This is a genomic window from Pseudobacillus sp. 179-B 2D1 NHS (assembly GCF_045370945.1).
Classification (GTDB): Bacteria; Bacillota; Bacilli; order Bacillales; family Domibacillaceae; genus Pseudobacillus.
This window is the reverse complement of sequence record NZ_JBIQDP010000010.1, coordinates 42,146-59,377: the sequence shown is the minus strand read 5'-3', so window position 1 is coordinate 59,377 and position 17,232 is coordinate 42,146. Positions and strand designations below refer to the sequence as shown.

19 protein-coding genes are annotated in these 17,232 nt (G+C 40.0%); 11 read left to right on the top strand and 8 right to left on the bottom strand.

Annotated features, from left to right (window positions below; genetic code table 11):
- Positions 1–44 precede the first annotated feature (44 nt).
- Complete coding sequence (locus tag ACH0BF_RS11795) at positions 45–284, top strand: hypothetical protein (protein ID WP_120034621.1); 240 nt, start codon at positions 45–47, stop codon at positions 282–284.
- A 63-nt stretch (positions 285–347) separates the two neighbouring features.
- Here the strand turns inward: ACH0BF_RS11795 and ACH0BF_RS11790 are convergent, their stop codons facing one another.
- Both ACH0BF_RS11790 and ACH0BF_RS11785 read right to left on the bottom strand, forming a co-directional pair.
- Complete coding sequence (locus ACH0BF_RS11790) at positions 348–824, bottom strand: DUF4188 domain-containing protein (RefSeq protein ID WP_340852423.1); 477 nt, start codon at positions 822–824, stop codon at positions 348–350.
- Positions 825–834: 10 nt separating this feature from the next.
- Positions 835–1,383 carry a PadR family transcriptional regulator gene (locus tag ACH0BF_RS11785; protein ID WP_340852425.1) on the bottom strand — a complete coding sequence of 183 codons (549 nt, stop codon included), beginning with the start codon at positions 1,381–1,383 and terminating at the stop codon, positions 835–837.
- 481 nt (positions 1,384–1,864) lie between these two features.
- Here ACH0BF_RS11785 and ACH0BF_RS11780 point away from each other — a divergent pair, with 481 nt between their 5' ends.
- The gene (locus ACH0BF_RS11780) at positions 1,865–2,479 is read left to right on the top strand and encodes a PH domain-containing protein (RefSeq protein ID WP_340852426.1); all 615 of its coding nucleotides are present in this window, start codon (positions 1,865–1,867) and stop codon (positions 2,477–2,479) included.
- Between the two features lie 72 nt (positions 2,480–2,551).
- On the opposite strand, the gene ACH0BF_RS11775 is transcribed toward ACH0BF_RS11780, so the two are convergent.
- From ACH0BF_RS11775 to ACH0BF_RS11760, 4 genes are all read right to left on the bottom strand, one after another.
- Positions 2,552–3,334 carry a FixH family protein gene (locus ACH0BF_RS11775; RefSeq protein WP_340852428.1) on the bottom strand — a complete coding sequence of 261 codons (783 nt, stop codon included), beginning with the start codon at positions 3,332–3,334 and terminating at the stop codon, positions 2,552–2,554.
- Positions 3,335–3,374: 40 nt separating this feature from the next.
- Positions 3,375–3,947, bottom strand: coding sequence for an SCO family protein (locus tag ACH0BF_RS11770; RefSeq protein WP_120034611.1), 573 nt, complete (start codon positions 3,945–3,947; stop codon positions 3,375–3,377).
- Between the two features lie 106 nt (positions 3,948–4,053).
- The gene (locus tag ACH0BF_RS11765; RefSeq protein WP_340852432.1) at positions 4,054–5,466 is read right to left on the bottom strand and encodes a sensor histidine kinase; all 1,413 of its coding nucleotides are present in this window, start codon (positions 5,464–5,466) and stop codon (positions 4,054–4,056) included.
- On the bottom strand, positions 5,466–6,143 hold the full coding sequence (locus ACH0BF_RS11760; RefSeq protein WP_120034606.1) for a response regulator transcription factor: 678 nt from the start codon (positions 6,141–6,143) through the stop codon (positions 5,466–5,468). Before ACH0BF_RS11760 ends, ACH0BF_RS11765 begins: the two co-directional genes overlap by 1 nt.
- A 197-nt stretch (positions 6,144–6,340) precedes the next feature.
- Between ACH0BF_RS11760 and ACH0BF_RS11755 the strand changes: the two genes are divergently transcribed.
- From ACH0BF_RS11755 to ACH0BF_RS11745, 3 genes are read left to right on the top strand one after another with little or no spacing between them, the layout of a single operon-like run.
- A complete protein-coding gene (locus tag ACH0BF_RS11755) occupies positions 6,341–7,216 on the top strand; it encodes an ABC transporter ATP-binding protein (protein WP_340852434.1) in 876 nt (291 codons plus the stop codon).
- Positions 7,217–7,231: 15 nt separating this feature from the next.
- Positions 7,232–8,029 (top strand): ABC transporter permease subunit, encoded by a 798-nt coding sequence (locus tag ACH0BF_RS11750; RefSeq protein ID WP_340852437.1) that lies wholly within the window; start codon positions 7,232–7,234, stop codon positions 8,027–8,029.
- 25 nt (positions 8,030–8,054) lie between these two features.
- Positions 8,055–8,711 carry a TetR/AcrR family transcriptional regulator gene (locus ACH0BF_RS11745; RefSeq protein ID WP_120034600.1) on the top strand — a complete coding sequence of 219 codons (657 nt, stop codon included), beginning with the start codon at positions 8,055–8,057 and terminating at the stop codon, positions 8,709–8,711.
- Positions 8,712–8,739: 28 nt separating this feature from the next.
- Here ACH0BF_RS11745 and mprF read toward each other — a convergent pair whose 3' ends face one another.
- Positions 8,740–11,277 (bottom strand): bifunctional lysylphosphatidylglycerol flippase/synthetase MprF, encoded by a 2,538-nt coding sequence (mprF, locus tag ACH0BF_RS11740; RefSeq protein WP_340852439.1) that lies wholly within the window; start codon positions 11,275–11,277, stop codon positions 8,740–8,742.
- 333 nt (positions 11,278–11,610) lie between these two features.
- Here mprF and ACH0BF_RS11735 point away from each other — a divergent pair, with 333 nt between their 5' ends.
- The 5 genes from ACH0BF_RS11735 to ACH0BF_RS11715 all read left to right on the top strand — a co-directional run bounded on the left by ACH0BF_RS11735 (position 11,611) and on the right by ACH0BF_RS11715 (position 15,204).
- Complete coding sequence (locus tag ACH0BF_RS11735; protein ID WP_120037918.1) at positions 11,611–12,396, top strand: transporter substrate-binding domain-containing protein; 786 nt, start codon at positions 11,611–11,613, stop codon at positions 12,394–12,396.
- Between the two features lie 117 nt (positions 12,397–12,513).
- Positions 12,514–13,158, top strand: a complete 645-nt coding sequence (locus ACH0BF_RS11730; protein ID WP_340852442.1) for an amino acid ABC transporter permease — start codon at positions 12,514–12,516, stop codon at positions 13,156–13,158.
- On the top strand, positions 13,155–13,883 hold the full coding sequence (locus ACH0BF_RS11725; RefSeq protein ID WP_340852444.1) for an amino acid ABC transporter ATP-binding protein: 729 nt from the start codon (positions 13,155–13,157) through the stop codon (positions 13,881–13,883). The genes ACH0BF_RS11730 and ACH0BF_RS11725 overlap by 4 nt, the downstream gene beginning before the upstream one ends.
- Positions 13,884–14,064: 181 nt before the next feature.
- Entirely contained in the window at positions 14,065–14,811 is a 747-nt protein-coding gene (locus ACH0BF_RS11720) for a DUF2087 domain-containing protein (RefSeq protein ID WP_340852446.1), read from the top strand.
- Positions 14,812–14,832: 21 nt separating this feature from the next.
- The gene (locus tag ACH0BF_RS11715; RefSeq protein WP_340852448.1) at positions 14,833–15,204 is read left to right on the top strand and encodes a GIY-YIG nuclease family protein; all 372 of its coding nucleotides are present in this window, start codon (positions 14,833–14,835) and stop codon (positions 15,202–15,204) included.
- 27 nt (positions 15,205–15,231) lie between these two features.
- On the opposite strand, the gene ACH0BF_RS11710 is transcribed toward ACH0BF_RS11715, so the two are convergent.
- Positions 15,232–16,995: a sigma-54-dependent Fis family transcriptional regulator gene (locus ACH0BF_RS11710; RefSeq protein ID WP_340852452.1), complete on the bottom strand. Its 1,764-nt coding sequence runs from the start codon at positions 16,993–16,995 to the stop codon at positions 15,232–15,234.
- 94 nt (positions 16,996–17,089) lie between these two features.
- On the opposite strand from ACH0BF_RS11710, the gene ACH0BF_RS11705 reads away from it, so the two are divergent.
- Entirely contained in the window at positions 17,090–17,218 is a 129-nt protein-coding gene (locus ACH0BF_RS11705) for a hypothetical protein (RefSeq protein WP_259455607.1), read from the top strand.
- Positions 17,219–17,232: the final 14 nt, after the last annotated feature.

Sequence of the window (17,232 nt, the reverse complement as noted above, 5' to 3'; positions counted from 1 at the left end):
AAATGTGAATTTGAGAAATAATAGAAGAAAGGGAGATGGATAAAATGGAAACTAAACGGAAGATGTTAAATGCAGTAAAGTACATCGGTGGTACAGTGCTTGCTCTTGGGATTTTAACTTTCTTAATCGGTTTCTTTGGAAGCGATTCCAGTGTGTTAACTCCTATGGGCATTGGGGCAGTTGTAGGAGCAGTTTTCGTCTTTTTAATAGGGGTATTTTTTGTAGCATCTGAAGAAATGCTTGATAAAGCTTATAAAGGTATGGAACCTTATAGAACAAAGTAAAGAGCGTCTCTAAAGCGACGCTCTTTTTTTGTGTCAAGGATTGATCGGCCAGTAATGGATCTTTTATAAACCTGCATCCAGGCGCTGTCGGGCGGAATGCAATTCTGGTGTGATGGCTTGATGGCCTGTAGCCCGTGCCAATCCATAAGCGGGCATGTTTCCATACATACATTCGTATTGTCCTTTAGGAACAATATATGTCTCATGATAAATGCCTACCACACCATTGTTTCCGATTTTTTGATTAAACTCTTTCCATGCGGTAAGGTGGTTCTGTCCTTTTGCATAATCCATCAATTCGTCTGCAGAACGCCAATATTGCACCATGATAGTTGTTCGCAGTCCAAAAAACGATTCCATAGACAAAAAGCCAAGATCTTTATTTGTATACAGCTCTCGAATCATAGCTGGCATGGCTTTGAATACGGGCAGCCATTTATGAATAGCCCACCATTTATTCACTCGCATACCGATAATAAATACGACAACCTCCTCATTTGAACTGGCAGTGTAACGTCCGGGAAAAATTTTTTTAGGCATATGATCCCTCCTATAACTGGTCAATTTTCTTCATACAACACTCACACCATTCAATCGCTGCTTTTGTTGTCCTTTTTCCATAGTCCAATGTCATAAGCCAAAATTGGGCCTCGTGTTTGTCAGCATAGCTGCTATTAATCATGTGTTCAATGCTTTGATAGGTCTGATATCGCTCATGGAGCTTTTTTAAGTATTCTGAGAGCTGAGCATAAATAATGTTCTTCTCCTCGTGCTGGCTAAAAAACAGCTTAAGTAAAAATTCATTTTTTTCCGTTGGTAGCTCTTTGAAAGGCGCCTGAATCCACTCTTGGAGAGCTTGCTTTCCTTTGGGCGTTATATAATACTCTTTTTTATCAGGTTTTTTGTCTTGTAAAGTTGTTTCTACCGTTGCAAACCCTTCATCAACCAGCTGTTTTAGAGTAGGATATATTTGTCCATAGCTGACTTTCCAAAAGTAGTTTAAACTTCCATCAATCATTTGTTTGATAGAATACCCAGAGCGGCATCCAGTCGTAAGTAGCCCAAGTATTGCATACTTTGTTTGATTTTCTCTTGCCATTGTATCTCCTTATATCAATTAGTTATATATCATTTAGATATATTATATTGGATGAACAGCAAAAAAGACAGACTTTTAGGATAATATTCAAATCTTTCTTGGCAAATTGTCTGGATGATGATTTTAATTTTTAGAAGTGTGTGATTGCTGTATGTGAAAAAGAGTGAGTGTTCATTTATCAGGCTTGCCAATGCAATTGGCAAAAACAGAAGAGGGTTTAATGGTCTATTCCACTATCCTATCGATTGAAGGAGCCTCTCTATTTGTCTGACTTCTTTTCCTGGAGTGGAGGGGGATCAATTTTCTTTTTTATCGGGCCGTTTGCCACTTTATTCATCTGGAGATAGTTCATGACAGACGTCTGGCCCACAAATGTTTATTTTTATTAGTTGATGAAAAAAGAGTTTGCTTAACAAAAAGCTCTTGTTAAAATTGGAAAGAAGGCTATTTAATTTGTGATTTTTAAGGGGAGGATAAGTGAATGTTTAAGAAAATGGCTGCCGATGCACTTGGCTTATCGGACATTGGAACGATTATTTCACCGGCGGATTATGATAAGACAGATGCTGATGACTATGTGATGCATGAAGATGATGAAAAAATTTATTTTTTAATTAAAACGAAAGCAGATGAATACTGTTTTACGAACCTCGCTTTGATCCATGTAGATGGGGAAAGCGCAGTGTCTTCTAAAAGAACGTTAAAACGTTATCCGTATGCTCAGCATAGAATCTCTAATGTTGTGCTTGAAACAGCGGGTAAAATTGATATGGATGTTGAAATTAAATTCCAACTAGGAAATCAGGCATTTGATATTGATGTTCGAAAAGACCAAATTGAACAATTAAAAGATTTATACAAAGCTTTGCTGCGCATTGCAGAGATTACTCACGAGAACAGCGTATACATAGATATGGCTTCAAAAAGCCTTGATAAAGCAGCAAGTATTTTGCAGAACTCACGCACAGATGAAAAACAATTAGGAACTACTTATCGGGAATTGACCGACTTCGGTTTTACATGGATGACATCTGTCCGAGAGCAATATCACTTAAAGGATTTCGGAGAAATATTTGAGAAGTATATCAATAATTAATACACGATAAAAGCCCATCTGCTAGATGGGCTTTTATCGGTAGACATTATATACTTGCAGGCTGTTCACATGCTATTGAGCTACTTTTACTTGGTGATCTTCATGTTCATGCAAGCCCTCTTTGTTTTCTACATGAACTTTTACAGTAAACTCGCCAGCTGCAGCGAATGTATAGGCACCAGAGTACTCGCCAGGTTTCGTTTCTTTTACATCCACCCAATCGTGCTTATCAGGATTGGCCTTGTTCCAGATTTCATAGCGGACTTGTGCTTTTTCCAAAGGCGCTTCTTTCATTTGCAAATGAACGGTTAATGAAGTGGGGACATTCGCTTTTACATTTTCAGGCGCCATGAAGTGCATAGCAAAGCCTTCTGCATGCTCTCCGTGATCATGACTGTGTCCGGCTTGTTTTTCATGCTCATGGTGATTTTCAGTTACCCCTTTTCCGACAGTCACTGGCTTTAAAGGCATTGTATGAAGGTCTCTTGCCTGCACATGTACTTGTACAGTAAAGAGTCCATCATGGTCAAAAGCAGTTTTTGCTTCGTATGTGCCGTCTTTATTGTTTTTTGCCTTGATCATTTTGCTTTCTTCTTTTTTGCCTTCTTCCCATACCTCAAACTTCACTTCATCAGCATCGGCTACTTTTTCATCGCCTTGCGATACAGTGGCTTTCATAGCGATATTTTCGTTAACAGCTGCTTTTTCGGGAACATCAAGTACTGCTTCCAGCGGCTCTACCTTTTTCTGTACCGCCTTTGGTTTCTCCACTTCCTTCTTATCTGCCCCGCTATTACATGCAGCTAGTGCCGTCATAGCAAAGACGACGGCTATCATCCAGAATAGTTTCTTCATATCCATTCCTCCAATTTATCAGTCTTTAATGAAAAGAGCCTCAGCTATTTGACAAGGTTTTTTTTATGTCTTTAATCATGTCATCACTGTGGGCTCCTAAGGTAAAGCTGTACTCCTCTACAATTTCTCCATGTTGATTCACTAAGTAAAAGTTTGTGTTATGAATGACCTGATTCGATGATTCGGGTTTTTGAATGAGCGTTTGAAATTCCTCTCTGCCGAACGTCTCGATTTGCTCTTGAGTATAACCAGTGAGCATCTGCCAATTCGACTCATCTTCTGTAAAACCAGCTATATACTTTTTTAACTTGTTCGGTGTATCCACAGCCGGATCGACACTGAAGGAGACAAGCTCCACAGGAAGGTCTTCTGCTCTCAAGCGTTTTTGCAAAGCAGCCATATTGGCTGTCATCGGTGGACAGACAGTGTCGCAATTGGTAAAGATAAAATTAGCGACCCACACTTTTCCTTTCAGGCTTTCGCTGCCAAACGCTTTTCCATTTTGATTAGTAAAGGTGAATGATTTCATTTGATAGGGCTTGGTTTTATCCAAGCCGCAGCCCGAAAGCGCGATTAATGTCATACTTAGTATAAGCAGCCATATTTTCTTCATGCTGCGCACCTCTTTTCGTCCATCACTCATCGCCTGGAAAAAAAGAATACTTGAACCAAGCGTAAACGATGGTTGTGAAGTTTATGTGAGAAATCCTTAGCAATTTTTAAACAACAGGATCAACAAGCAACGGCAAGCGGATAGAAACAATGATTTCTTGGGCTGCCCGTCCGTTGCGAATGGAAAAAGTTCCGCCGTGCAGCCTGACAATTTCTTTTACGATAGAGAGGCCAAGGCCGGTTCCACCGGTTGCCCGGCTTCTGGCTTTATCTGTGCGAAAAAAGCGTTCACCTATGCGTGAGAGATCTTCCTCTTGAATGCTGATGCCTTGATTGATTACTTGTAGGAGCATGTCGTTATCTTCTGCTTTTAAGTCAATGATTAGGGTGCTTTCTTTAAAGGAATATTTAATGGCGTTATCCAGTATGTTGTAAATAACCTGCTGAATTCGCTTTGCATCACCGTCAATGATGAGATCTTCCTGGAAATTCACTTCCGTTCTAATCTTTTTTTCACTCGTGTGAATGTCAAACAAGTGGAGCGTGTCTAACAGCAGCTGGGCGACAGCGATAGGTTCCTTATCGAGCACGTACATGCTTTCCTGGAGATGATCAAGATCAACTAAATCATGGATTAATTTTTTTAGGCGATCGGTTTCTTTTTCAATCGTATTCAAATACTGCTGGGCTTCTTCGGGCGAAGTATATATTTCCTGCTTTAACGCCTGTGTATAACCGCTGATGTAAGTTAATGGTGTTCTTAACTCATGGACGACATTGGATAAAAACTCTTTTTTCCGGATATCCTGCTTTTCCAAGGAAGAACTCATTTTGTTAAAGGCTTTTGCGAGCTGACCAACCTCATCGTTGGCACGAATGGGCAGGCGATTCGAATAATTCCCCTTAGATACCTCTTGTGAGAATTGCTGAATTTCTGTGAGCGGCTGAAAGAGTGATTGTCGGATCCGGTTAACGACAAGAAACAAGAGCAAGAAAAATATAGTGCCTGTTAAAATTAAGATGGGCAGGCTGCCCTGGAATACTTCTTGAATAGCTGCCAGCGGCACGTAAATATAAATAAATCCGATCAGTCCCGTTTCGCCCATAATAGGGAAGATGGCGCCGATAATTTCCCGCTTAAATTCTTTTACATAGCCCTCTTTCATGACATAGTTGCCTTGTTCTAACCGCTTTTGGTCTTGTTTGTTGACAAGCGCTTCATAGTTGATTTTATAAGGAAAGTAAGTGGAGAGCTCGTCCAAATTGTCAACTGCAATAATCTCGTATTCAGATACGACATTGTACCAATGAATTTTTTCAATAATTTCTTTACTTAAAGTACCGTAGTGATAGTGGGAAGCTGTCCTTTCGCCCTGATAAATGACCGATTCCCTTATGCTATTCAAGTACAAGTCTTTATACAAAAAGTGCAAAAAGAAGAAAGCGAAAACAATGGTGAAGACGATACAGGACAAAATAAGAAATAGCACCTTTTGACTTAATGTAAAATTCTTTCTCACTAGGACACCTCAAATTTATAACCGATTCCCCAGACAGTTTGAATGAGAGCAGACTGATCCTTTAGCTTTAACCGCAATGTCTTCACATGAGTATCCACCGTTCTCTCGCTGCCGTTGTATTCCTCACCCCAAACGGAATGAAGCAGTTGTTCCCGCGAAAAAACTTTTCCTGGATGCTGTGCTAACCAAGAAAGCAGCTCATATTCTTTTAATGTTAATGAGAGAGAGCGCCCATTCACTGTTACTTTGTAAGATTGCATATCAAGAGTGAGCGGTCCGATCGTATAGCGATTTGTTTGCCGGGAAGAAGGATTGGTTCTTCTTAAAACAGATTCAATCCTGGCTAGCAGCTCACCAGGGTGAAAAGGCTTTACGATATAATCATCGCCCCCCAGTTTTAAGCCATGAATTTTATCCCATTCTTCTCCCTTAGCTGATAAAAAAATAAGCGGTAAATCATATCTTCTTTTGATCTCTGCTGCGAAAGTAAAGCCATCCATATACGGCATCATGACATCTACTATTAATAAATCAGGTACTTGCTTATCGATAGCAGAAAGAGCATCTATTCCGTTGGATGCTTCCATAACGGCATAGCCTTCTTTCTCCAAAAAGGTTTTTAAAAGCTGCCTCATTGTTTCTTCATCATCTATGATCATTACCGTTAATCCATTCATATATATCCCTCACTTTCTCTTCTTATTGTATCCATTATTTGTGAAGTTTTGGTGTGATTAGGCGGTGAAAAAGTTAAATTTCATGTACAACGAGATAAAAACTCCAATAAAAACATTGACTGATTAGTCAATGGATAGTATGGTTATGTTGACTGACCAGTCAATAAGAGAGGCATAGGAAGAGGGGGAGAGATACAGTGGGAATTGTAGAGCTTCATAACTTAACGAAATCATATAAAAACAATCGGGGGATTGTAGATGTTTCTTTCTCGATCGAAGAAGGAGAGATCTTTGGGTTTATCGGTCCGAATGGAGCTGGGAAAAGCACAACGATTCGCACGTTGTTGAACTTTATTTATCCGACGAGCGGTCATGCTACTATTTTTGGAAAAGATATCGTGAAAGAATCGAAGGAAATTCGTCGGCACGTCGGCTATTTGCCATCTGAAGTTCATTACTATGATGATATGAAAGTGATTGACTTATTGACTTACTCGGCCCGCTTTCATAAAAACTTTAAAGAGAAAAGAATGAAGGACTTGGCTACCATACTTGATTTGAATTTAAATAGGAAAATCGAGGATCTTTCTTTCGGAAACCGCAAAAAGGTGGGCATTGTCCAAGCGCTTTTGCATGAACCACAGCTTATTATTTTAGATGAACCGACAAGTGGACTTGACCCATTGATGCAGCATCATTTCTTTGACTTGCTGCATCAAGAGCAAAAGCGCGGGGCAACGATTTTTTTCTCTTCTCATGTTTTAAGCGAAGTGCAAAAGATGTGTGATCGTGTGGCCATTATCAAAGAAGGCCAGCTTGTGAAAGTAGAAACGATGGAAAGCTTAACGAAAAATAAAATGAAGAACGTGACAATTGCAATGGAAGGCGCTGATCAGCTTTCAATAGAATTCGACGGAGTGATCAGCCGCGAAGTGAAAAGGAACGAACTCAAACTTCTCTACAATGGAGACATTCAATGGCTTCTCCAGCAATTGAACAGCTTGCCTCTGCAGGACGTGTTGATAGAGGAGCCGTCGCTTGAAGAAATCTTTATGCATTATTACGAAAGCTGAGGGGAGTATGTATACATGATTATTCAAAGGGAATGGAAGCGTAGCCGCAAATCATTAATTATCTGGAGCTTGATTTTAGGGGGGCTGGTTATTTGGCTGCTAAGTATTTTTCCTCAATTTGCTGAGCAGCAAGAAGACATGGAGAAATTATTCGAGGCCTATCCGGATTCAATGAAAGATCTATTTAAGATGAACGAGCTCAGCCTTAGTACATTAATAGGTTTTTATGGAATAGAAGTATACATGATGACAACGCTGCTCGGAAGTATTTATGCAGCCATATTGGCTTCCAATATGCTGGCCAAGGAGGAAAACGACAAAACAGTTGAGTTCTTGTTATCAAAGCCGGTAACGAGAAATGAAATTGTGGGACAAAAAGCTGCTGTTGTGATTCTTAATGTGTTTATTTTAAACATAGTAGTAGCTGTGGCTAGTCTGATAGGCTTCCAATTGGCAAAAGGATATGAGGTGCCGTACAAAACATTTACTTTATTAGTAATCGGAGCACTCCTGCTTCATCTCACCTTTGCAGCTCTCTCCTATTTGCTATCGGCTGTTATGAGAAAAACAAGAAATACATTGGCTGTCTCTATTGCTGTAGTCATCATCACTTATTTTTTAAACATGATGTCAGGTCTCTCAGAGGAACTGAATGTAGTGAAATATATGAGTCCGTTTTATTACATTGAGGCCGCTTCTATTATTAACGATCACAAGCTGGAGCCTGCTTACTCATTAATTATGGTAATGGTATGCTTGCTTAGTCTCTTTGCTGCGTTTATGGTATATAAGAGAAAAGATATTTCTGTTTAATAATGAAAGTACGAGGTGTTCAGCATTGTATGAAGCTTTTGAAAAGCAGCCTCAGGCTAAAAAAGATTTAATATTGAAAGTAGCCATTGAAGAGTTTGTGAAAAATGGCTATGAAAAAGCATCTACCGATATTATTACAAGCCGGGCCGGTATTTCTAAAGGGATTCTTTTTCACTATTTTAAAAGCAAAAAAAATCTGTATGTATATCTCGCATCCCATGTGATTGATCTGACAACGAAAAAAACGGTAGAGTCACTTGATGATATCCGATCTGATGATTTTTTTGAACGGATTAAAGAAGCTGTCTGGTTGAAACAAGAAGTGACAGCTCCTTATAAACAAGAGATGCAGTTTATCACGGATGTTCTGTTGCACCCGCCGAAAGTGGTTAAATCAGAGATTGAGGATTTATTAAGAAGAAAGCATGAAACCTATGGAATTGCTTTGATGCAAAGCCGCTTGTACCCGAAAGAATTGATCGATGAGAGCAGGCTGCGGCCAGGAGTGTCTAAGGAAAGGGTCATCCAAATGACAGCCTTTATCGTAGAGCAGCTTTCAGCAAAATATCAGACGCTTCAAAAAAATAAGCAATATAACTTTTTTGAGAACCCGGAACTGTTAATGAGTGAGCTTGATGCTTACCTCGATATTGTGAAACATGGTGTGTATAAAGCGGAATAATGAAAGGGACTGGCGAGTGCTAGTCCCTTTATTGTGCTTTTCTTCTCTTGCTAATTAAAAAAGTAATTTGTGCCATGGTAAAAGGCAAGGAAGATTTTTTTCGATAGGCAAGATATTTCGCTTCCCAGGAATTCGTATACTTCTCTTTAAACTTTCTTAAGCCTTGAAACTGGTAAAAAAACTGGCCGTGTAAAAAGATTTGGGCAGCAATTTTTTCACTTAAAAAAGAAAATTTGGAGGTGCCTACATTAGAAAGTGGGGCCATTCCCAAGTGGAAAAATAGATAGCCTTGGCTTTTCGACCATTCGAACAAGGAAAGAAAGATAAAGTCCATAGTGCCAGCAGGAGCACCTGGCTGAAATCTTATTAGATCTACAGAGATAGTCCGTCCGCCGTCGTATATTGGCATGAGGCTTGCAAATCCTACTATCTCATGGTTGGCTGTTTTCAAGATAGCTATTTTTGCTTTGTTGAGATAGTATTCATCAAAAAAGCCAAGAGAAAATCCTTTTTCCTCTCTTCCTTGCAGCCACTGCTGTGAGACGTCGTTCAGTTCAGCTATGAGTTCTTTTTCAAAGGGAGGGTCAATTATTTCAAAGCGGTAATTCTCTCGTTCAAATTTATTTTTTACCGCCCTTTCTCCTTTCATCTTTTTTCCTGACAAAGTAAAGCTTTCTAAATGAACAGCCGCTTCCTCACCTAGTTTAAAAAAATCATAGCCATATTCATGAAGAGGAGGGAGCATGTCATTGCTCACTTCGTAAAAAGTGAGTGTGTAGCCGTAAAGATCGGCCATTTTTAGAAATTCCCCAATTGCACGAGGAAAGTCTGCTTCTTCCCCGATTGGATTGCCGAGAATAACTAACTTATCAGCATATTTCTGATAGGAAAACAGCACTGTTTTTTCCTTGTTCCAGTACACATATTTATCATGCAGAAAAATCAAATGAGCCAGCACATTTCCTTTATAGTTGGAAAGGTGATTGAAAATTTCTTCTTCTTGAGCTGCTGATGTCTCTGGAATCCATAGCCTAGGCTTACGGATCAGGTAGCCGATAGTTAAAATAAAAAAGGCGATAAGCAAGCCAATGGCCGCGCTAAGAAATAAATCGGTGTAACTAGTAATGATGTAAGGAGCTAATGCTTTCGGTACATTGAGCTTTGCCGAAGGCAGATTAAAATAGCCAATCAATAAATACATGGAAGTGATGATCAAAAACACAGTGAGATCAAACAGAGCCTTGCCCCAGGTGAGCACATAGCTTTCTCTATAAAAGCTGCCTTTCGAAGCTTTTAAAAGAAGGGCAACCGCTAGCATAAAAATGGCTTCCTCATAATCAATTCCTTTAAACAGCGAGAAAAGCGCAGCGAAGCCTAAAACGATCATCGTCAGTTGATAGGCACGTTTCACGTTGTAATTAATTCCCCGTGACAGGCCGAGTAAAATAAAACCAGCGGCCACTGAAAGCTGATGAGAGAGATTCATGATAGGGAAAGATAAAATTTCATGAGCAATCTTTATCCTTTCTAGAATCCCTGGCACAGCTGCAGATAAGAGCAAAATGAGTCCTGAAACAAATACAAGAACAGTCAGCAAAACATGGCTGATGTTCTGGATAATGGTGTTTGGCAAGTTGTCCCACGATTGATTCCATTTGTTCCAATAATCTTTTACAAATAGGGCTGCAGCCAGCAAAAATGGAAGCAAGAAATAACCTGCACGGTAAAAGATAAGCATCACAAGAACTTTTTCATCCAGTATGTCTAAATTCTGTGTTCCCCATATAAAAACCAAGTCAAACGATCCGAGTCCTCCAGGGATCATACTGGCTATACCTGCACAGGAAGCGATAATAAAAACAGGCACAAGTTCATAAAAAGGCAGAGGGATATCCAGTATAATGCTCAATATCCAAATAACTGAGAAAGCTAAGGACCATTCCAGCAGTGAAACGAGTAAAAGAGTGACAGCAGACCGGAGATTGATTAAAGAGTCTTTTCCCTGTCGGTTTTGATAAAAATAAAAAAGGGAGAAAAGAGGCAAATATAATCCAACTGCCAGCACAGCTAAAAACAGCCACTTTGTATCAACAATGAGTGGAAAGTCTTTGTAAGCAGTGGGGATCGTCCACGCAATCAAAGAAATGCCTGTTAAATAAAAGAGTGAAACAGAAGTAATAGATGTTAGAAGCCTTCGCTTATCCAAATCATGCTTGTTATAAAAATAAGTCCGGAGCATCACTCCCACGAGGCCGCCAAAACCAATTAAGTTGGAAAAAGAATTAGTAATGAACGATTGTTTTATGAGCTTTTTTGTTTGGATTTTAATATTCAGAACACGAACTAAAACAGCATCATAAAAAAACATTGGAAAGATACCGCAGAAAGGCACAAGTAAAATAAGGGCCGTCTCTACCGAATTTAAATGCTTTATCTCGGAACGGATCAAGCGAATATCTAGCCCGTTAGCAAACTGTTTGATCTCTATTAAAGCAATTATAAATAAAATAACTGGAAAGCCGATTTTAATAAATTGAAAGAGTTTTTCCTTGTTAATACGCAGCATAAGTTACACCTATTTTCCGTTTACTAATTGTAGTGAAAAGGGAGAATGCACCTATAATTCTTATTGTAGCCGTCACCTGATTGCTTCAAACAAATTCCTAAAAAAGGATAAGCCCTCAAGGCACAATAGTTACATTTTACATATAGAGGCAGGAATCTACAATGAAATGTCGAAAAAAGTATTAGAATATATATGGAAACAGCTGGAGGGTACATAAAACAAATGGCCCGGTCATACATTAAATTGCCGGCTGATTCTGTAGATTATATTCATATTATTCTGTATATTGGCAACATTTAGCCGATAAATAAATAGGAAAGTAGAGTGGATGGGATGAAGAAATTTAGTTTGGTAAGTTTCATGCTTGTATTCATTTTCATGCTTGCAGCATGTGGTGGAGACAAAACGGCCAGCACAAACGGGGACGGGAAAAAAGGGGAAGAAAAAAAGGAGTACACAGTGGGGATAGATACGACGTATCCTCCATTTGAATATGAGGAGGGCGGTGAGTACAAGGGAATTGATATTGATTTAATCCATGCCATTGCCGAAAGCCAAGATTTCAAGATTAAGCTCTCTCCGATGGACTTTGGGGGAATTATACCGGCTATGCAAGCGGGACAATTAGATGTAGCGATTGCAGGAATGAGTATCACTGATGAAAGAAAGAAAGTGGTTGATTTCTCAGAGCCATATTTTGATGCTGGCATTACGCTTGTTGTAAAAAAAGATAACAGCAGCATTAAGAGTGTCAGTGATTTAAAAGGAAAAACAGTAGCTGTGAAAAAAGGGACGATTGGCGCGAAGTTTGCTCAAGAAAATGCTGACAAAGAAGGCTTTAAAGTGACACAGTTTAATGATAGCCCAGCCATGTTTCAAGAAGTAGCCAATGGCAATGCGGACGCTTTAATTGAAGATTATCCAGTCATTGCTTATGCCATTGCCCAAAAGGATCTTGGTTTGAAAATCGTCGGCGACCGCTTGAATGGTGATCAGTACGGAATTGCTGTCTTGAAAGGTGAAAACAAAGAACTTCTTGAGAAAATCAATAAAGGATTGGCTGAATTAAAAGAAAATGGAAAATACGAGGAGATTTTGAACACGTATCTTGCGGAGTAAAGAAAGTTGAGAAGCGTGTAGATGGGTCACCTGGAAAGTGAAGATCAAGCATATTCGAACATTATCAGCTTGGAAGCGCGCAGATAGCGCGCTTTCTTCTTAGAAGGAGAGAGCGTAATGGAGACAATTACTAATTCATTGCCGTATTTAATGAAGGGACTTCAAGTCACCCTTTATATCTTTGTCATTGCTATCATTTTAGGATTCATTCTTGGCCTAATCATGGCACTCTTTCGGCTTGCCCCGCTAAAGATTTTGAACTGGATTGCCAAAATCTTTATTGATGCTATCCGTGGCACACCATTTCTGGTTCAGCTATTTTTCATTTACTTTGGTTTGAACTCATTGGAGTGGATTTCCTTTGATAGGACAACTGCTGGCGTCATAACCATTGCAATTAATGCTGGTGCCTATTTTGCTGAAATTATCCGAGCAGGCATCCAATCGATAGACAAAGGACAAACGGAAGCTTCCAGATCTATTGGCTTAACAGGTATTCAGACGATGCGCTATATTATTTTACCGCAGGCGTTCCGAAGAATGCTACCAGCTTTGACAAATCAGTCAATTATCAGTTTAAAAGATACTTCGCTCTTATCAATTATCGGCATCGCTGATTTAATGCAGCAGGGATCTGTTCAGGTTTCTGCAACGTTTGAAGCGTTTAAAATCTGGCTCGTTGTTGGAATTATTTATTTTGTCGTTATTTATTTATTATCCGTATTAGGTAATTTCCTTGAAAGGAGATTTGAATTACGATGAGCATGATTGAAGTAAAGAACTTAAAAAAATCATTTGGTTCGTTGGAGGTGCTAAAAGATATTAATGCTGCTATTGAGGAGCGGGAAGTAGTATGCGTGATTGGGCCATCCGGTTCAGGTAAAAGCACTTTTCTTCGCTGTCTAAACCGGCTTGAGACGATTACGGGCGGAAGCGTAGTTATTAACAATTATGATATTACGGATCCAAAAGTAAATATCAACAAAGTAAGACAAGAAGTAGGCATGGTATTTCAACAGTTCAACCTTTTTCCTCACATGACAGTAGTAGAGAACATTATACTCGGGCCAATGAAAGCGCTTAACAACAGTAAAGAAGCAGCGATCAAAAAAGCACATGAATTGTTGGAAAAGGTTGGACTGCAAGAAAAGGCGACAAGCTATCCTGGCGAATTATCAGGCGGTCAAAAGCAGCGAGTTGCCATTGCGAGGGCACTGGCGATGAATCCGAAGATTATGCTGTTTGATGAACCCACTTCCGCGCTTGACCCGGAGATGGTCGGGGATGTGCTTGCGGTAATGAAGCAGCTTGCCCAAGAAGGGATGACGATGGTGGTCGTTACTCACGAAATGGGCTTTGCCCGGGAAGTGGGTGACCGTGTCATTTTTATGGACGGCGGGTATATCGTTGAAGAAAATAAACCGTCAGAGCTATTCGGAAAACCCCAGCATGAGCGGACGAAAGCGTTCTTAAGCAAAGTGCTATAAAAAGAATTTCAGCAGGGAAAGCACACTGGTAGAACTGGTTAGCAATGGTTAAATAAGCCCCGGGCAAGTGACATGCCCGGGGCTTATTTATGTTGCTGTTAAAAACAAATCATTGACTTATTATAAACATTTTAATAATATGTTTATTAAATAGTAAACGTTGAGAAAGGTTGTTTGTTTTATGGGTAACGCAGAGCGGTTTTGGAACGCTTCATTGGAAGAATTAAAACGCGGATATGTTTACGAAGGGAGTCATTGTGTTTGTTTGCTTTGTGGGGAGAGCTTGGAAAAGGGAATTATTTATCCGCATGAAGGAACATTCTATGAAGCGGAACGATATATGCAGCTTCACATTAAAGAAGAGCATGAATCAGTTTTCTCGTATCTTATTGGTCTTAATAAAAAAATTACAGGGTTAACCGAACATCAGAATAGACTCCTTCAGTTGTTTTACGAAGGAAAAAGCGATGCAGACATTCAGCGAGAAATGGAAATTGGCAGTGCATCAACTATACGGAACCATCGCTTTACTTTAAAGGAAAAAGAACGGCAGGCAAAAGTTTTTTTAACGCTTATGGAGCTGTTGAAGGAAAAAGATGAGCATGCTCCTACTTTTGTGGATGTTCCTCCAACCGCAGTGATGATTGATGACCGTTATAACATAACTGAGGAAGAACGGGCATTTGTACTGGAGAAGTATTTTCAAAATGGTTCGTTAACCACATTTTCTTTAAAAGAAAAACAAAAGCTGATCGTACTCAGAGAAATAGCGAAACAATTCCACTCTGGTAAACGATATAGTGAAAAAGAAGTAAATGAACGCTTAAAAGTTATTTATGGCGATTATGTGTTGCTCAGACGTTATTTAATTGAATATGGCTTTTTAGACAGGCAGGCAGATGGTAGTGAGTATTGGTTAAAACAATAAAGATACAAAGGAGCATCCATCATGGATCAAAAAAAAATACTAAAACAACAATATAAAGAAACGAAAATTGAAGCGGGCATTTACCAGATTAAAAATAAGAAGAATGGCAAGGTGTTTATCGGCAGTACAAGAAATTTAAAAACGCTCAATGGAAAACGTTTTGAATTAGAGGTGGGCACAAACACAAATAAACATCTGCAAAGTGAGTGGAAAGAGTTTGGCAAAGATACTTTTGAATTTGAAGTGCTGGAGGTCTTAAAAAAGAAAGAAACGGGCTATTTTGACGAAAAGAAAGAGCTGGAGAGACTGGAGGACAAGTGGCTCGCCAAATTGGAACCTTACGGCGAGCGTGGATATAACCGGGAAAAGCCAAATGATAAACAGCAAAGCTGAGCGGAATTGCCGACTCAGCTTTGCTGTTTATTCTGTATATTCATAGGCTTTCAATTTACGATAAAGCGTATTTCTTGATATGCCTAGCTGTTTGGCAGCTTGCGAAATGTTGCTGTTATGTGTTTTTAAAGCTTGTTCGATTAGTAGCTTTTCCGCTTCCTCCAACGTATAGGCCGAGGGTGGAAAGCTCGGAGCAGCGACTGTCGATGCTCTTTTCGGTGTTGTCTGCAATTTTAAGTGATGAGTATCAATCCAACGGCCATCAGCGAGAAAACTAGCCTGTGTCACAACATTTTTTAACTCGCGGACATTGCCGGGCCAGTCATAGCTAAGCAGCATGTTTTCTGCTTCATTAGTAAATTGCTGAGAGCGGCCGGATAGCCCTGTGAGAAAATGGCGGGCGAGCTGAATAATGTCTCCCCGCTCTCTCAATGGGGGAATGTTTAGGCAGATTTCATTTAAACGATAATAAAGGTCGGCACGGAATGACCCTTTTTTCGTTTCCTCCAGTAAATTTCGATGAGTAGCTGCAATGATGCGAACATCAACAGGATAAGTCTGATGATCACCGACGGGCATCACTTCCCGTTCCTCAAGAACACGAAGAAGTGCGCTTTGTGCTTGCAGCGGCATGTCGCCAATTTCATCGAGGAAGAGAGTGCCCCCGTCCGCCGCGCGGAATTTTCCGAGACTGCCAGCATGGTCCGCTCCTGTAAAAGCGCCTTTTTTATAGCCGAAGAGTTCGCTCTCAATTAAATTTTTAGCTAAAGCACTGCAATTGACGGCGACAAAAGGTTTGTCTGCACGCATGCTTGCCTGATGAACGGATTGAGCAAATAATTCTTTGCCTGTTCCGCTTTCTCCATGAATAAAAAGTGAAAAATCGGTAGCCGCTGCCCTCTGGGAGAGTTGGATGACCTGTTTAACTTTCGGGCATTCGGCAATCATCCGGTCAAAGGTGTAACTTTTACGGGCAGAGGTGTGAGGCTTGATCATGTAGGAACGTCTTGAACAATAACCGGATGTTGGATAAATAGATTCTGTATGTAACGAAGAGGGATTGAAAACGGTTCCAATACAATTGTTTCCCAACAGCTTCTTTGCTTTTTTGTTAGCATAAATAATGTGACTGTCTGCATTTACAGTGACAATCCCTTGGGAGTGGGAGCTGCTTAGTTTTTCTGTTTCCCGGATAAGCAGTTCATTTTCTACTTTTACATGTTCGGTTAGCAGCCGATAACCAATCGCATCGGCAGCAAGCATAGCCATAATTAAAGCATTATCCTGTATATTCGAACTGCGTGAACTGAAGTTGACGACTGCGGTCACTTGTCCGGCCTCATCAAAAATAGGGCTTGCCGAACAAGTCAGCACTTGATTTTCTAGAAAAAAGTGCTCACTTCCATGGATATTGACGGGCATTTTGTGCTCAATGCTGAAGCTGACTGCATTTGTTCCGCGAAAAGTTTCTCCCCAGCATGTGCCGATTGCCAGCGCAGGATTATTCATGAGGCCAGGTTCACTTATTACTCCATACGAATGCAAAATGTAGCCTTCATGATCAAGCAGGTCTGCTCGATAGTGATAGTCTTTTAGAAATTGATCGAGCTGCCGGAATACGGCTTCTGAGGCACGAATGAGTCTTTCATTTTTCTCCAGTAACTCCTTAAGCAAATTTCCTTCCGCTTGATAAAAAATGGGCTTGCCGTTCCGGTCGAACCCAAGGTCTTGACAGCGTCTCCAAGAATATTTTAGCCATGTTTGCTTATCGTTCAGCGCATTTCTAATCATCTTTTGGGTCTCGCCTCACTATAAAGTAATGAATTTTCTAATAATTATACTATAATCCATTTATTTTATAAACTGCTTGTCACGAAAAGGGGCAATGTCACAGAGTAACACAGAAAAAGTGTCACTTTTTGTGACAGTAGAAAAAAACGGTGCTTACGAAGGCAATAAACACAAGGGACGTTCTATTGGCACAGAAGTTGCTAATAAGAGAGTAAATGAGTGAAAGGGGAGAGAGAA

What these genes read in the sequence shown, in the direction of transcription:
- ACH0BF_RS11735 (WP_120037918.1), top strand. Translation starts at nt 11,611, where the DNA reads ATGAAGAAATTTAGTTTGGTAAGTTTCATGCTTGTATTCATTTTCATG.
- ACH0BF_RS11780 (WP_340852426.1), top strand. Translation starts at nt 1,865, where the DNA reads ATGTTTAAGAAAATGGCTGCCGATGCACTTGGCTTATCGGACATTGGA.
- ACH0BF_RS11720 (WP_340852446.1), top strand. Translation starts at nt 14,065, where the DNA reads ATGGGTAACGCAGAGCGGTTTTGGAACGCTTCATTGGAAGAATTAAAA.
- ACH0BF_RS11725 (WP_340852444.1), top strand. Translation starts at nt 13,155, where the DNA reads ATGAGCATGATTGAAGTAAAGAACTTAAAAAAATCATTTGGTTCGTTG.
- ACH0BF_RS11785 (WP_340852425.1), bottom strand. Translation starts at nt 1,383, where the DNA reads ATGGCAAGAGAAAATCAAACAAAGTATGCAATACTTGGGCTACTTACG.
- ACH0BF_RS11730 (WP_340852442.1), top strand. Translation starts at nt 12,514, where the DNA reads ATGGAGACAATTACTAATTCATTGCCGTATTTAATGAAGGGACTTCAA.
- ACH0BF_RS11790 (WP_340852423.1), bottom strand. Translation starts at nt 824, where the DNA reads ATGCCTAAAAAAATTTTTCCCGGACGTTACACTGCCAGTTCAAATGAG.
- ACH0BF_RS11715 (WP_340852448.1), top strand. Translation starts at nt 14,833, where the DNA reads ATGGATCAAAAAAAAATACTAAAACAACAATATAAAGAAACGAAAATT.
- ACH0BF_RS11760 (WP_120034606.1), bottom strand. Translation starts at nt 6,143, where the DNA reads ATGAATGGATTAACGGTAATGATCATAGATGATGAAGAAACAATGAGG.
- mprF (WP_340852439.1), bottom strand. Translation starts at nt 11,277, where the DNA reads ATGCTGCGTATTAACAAGGAAAAACTCTTTCAATTTATTAAAATCGGC.
- ACH0BF_RS11770 (WP_120034611.1), bottom strand. Translation starts at nt 3,947, where the DNA reads ATGAAGAAAATATGGCTGCTTATACTAAGTATGACATTAATCGCGCTT.
- ACH0BF_RS11710 (WP_340852452.1), bottom strand. Translation starts at nt 16,995, where the DNA reads ATGATTAGAAATGCGCTGAACGATAAGCAAACATGGCTAAAATATTCT.
- ACH0BF_RS11775 (WP_340852428.1), bottom strand. Translation starts at nt 3,334, where the DNA reads ATGAAGAAACTATTCTGGATGATAGCCGTCGTCTTTGCTATGACGGCA.
- ACH0BF_RS11705 (WP_259455607.1), top strand. Translation starts at nt 17,090, where the DNA reads ATGTCACAGAGTAACACAGAAAAAGTGTCACTTTTTGTGACAGTAGAA.
- ACH0BF_RS11750 (WP_340852437.1), top strand. Translation starts at nt 7,232, where the DNA reads ATGATTATTCAAAGGGAATGGAAGCGTAGCCGCAAATCATTAATTATC.
- ACH0BF_RS11795 (WP_120034621.1), top strand. Translation starts at nt 45, where the DNA reads ATGGAAACTAAACGGAAGATGTTAAATGCAGTAAAGTACATCGGTGGT.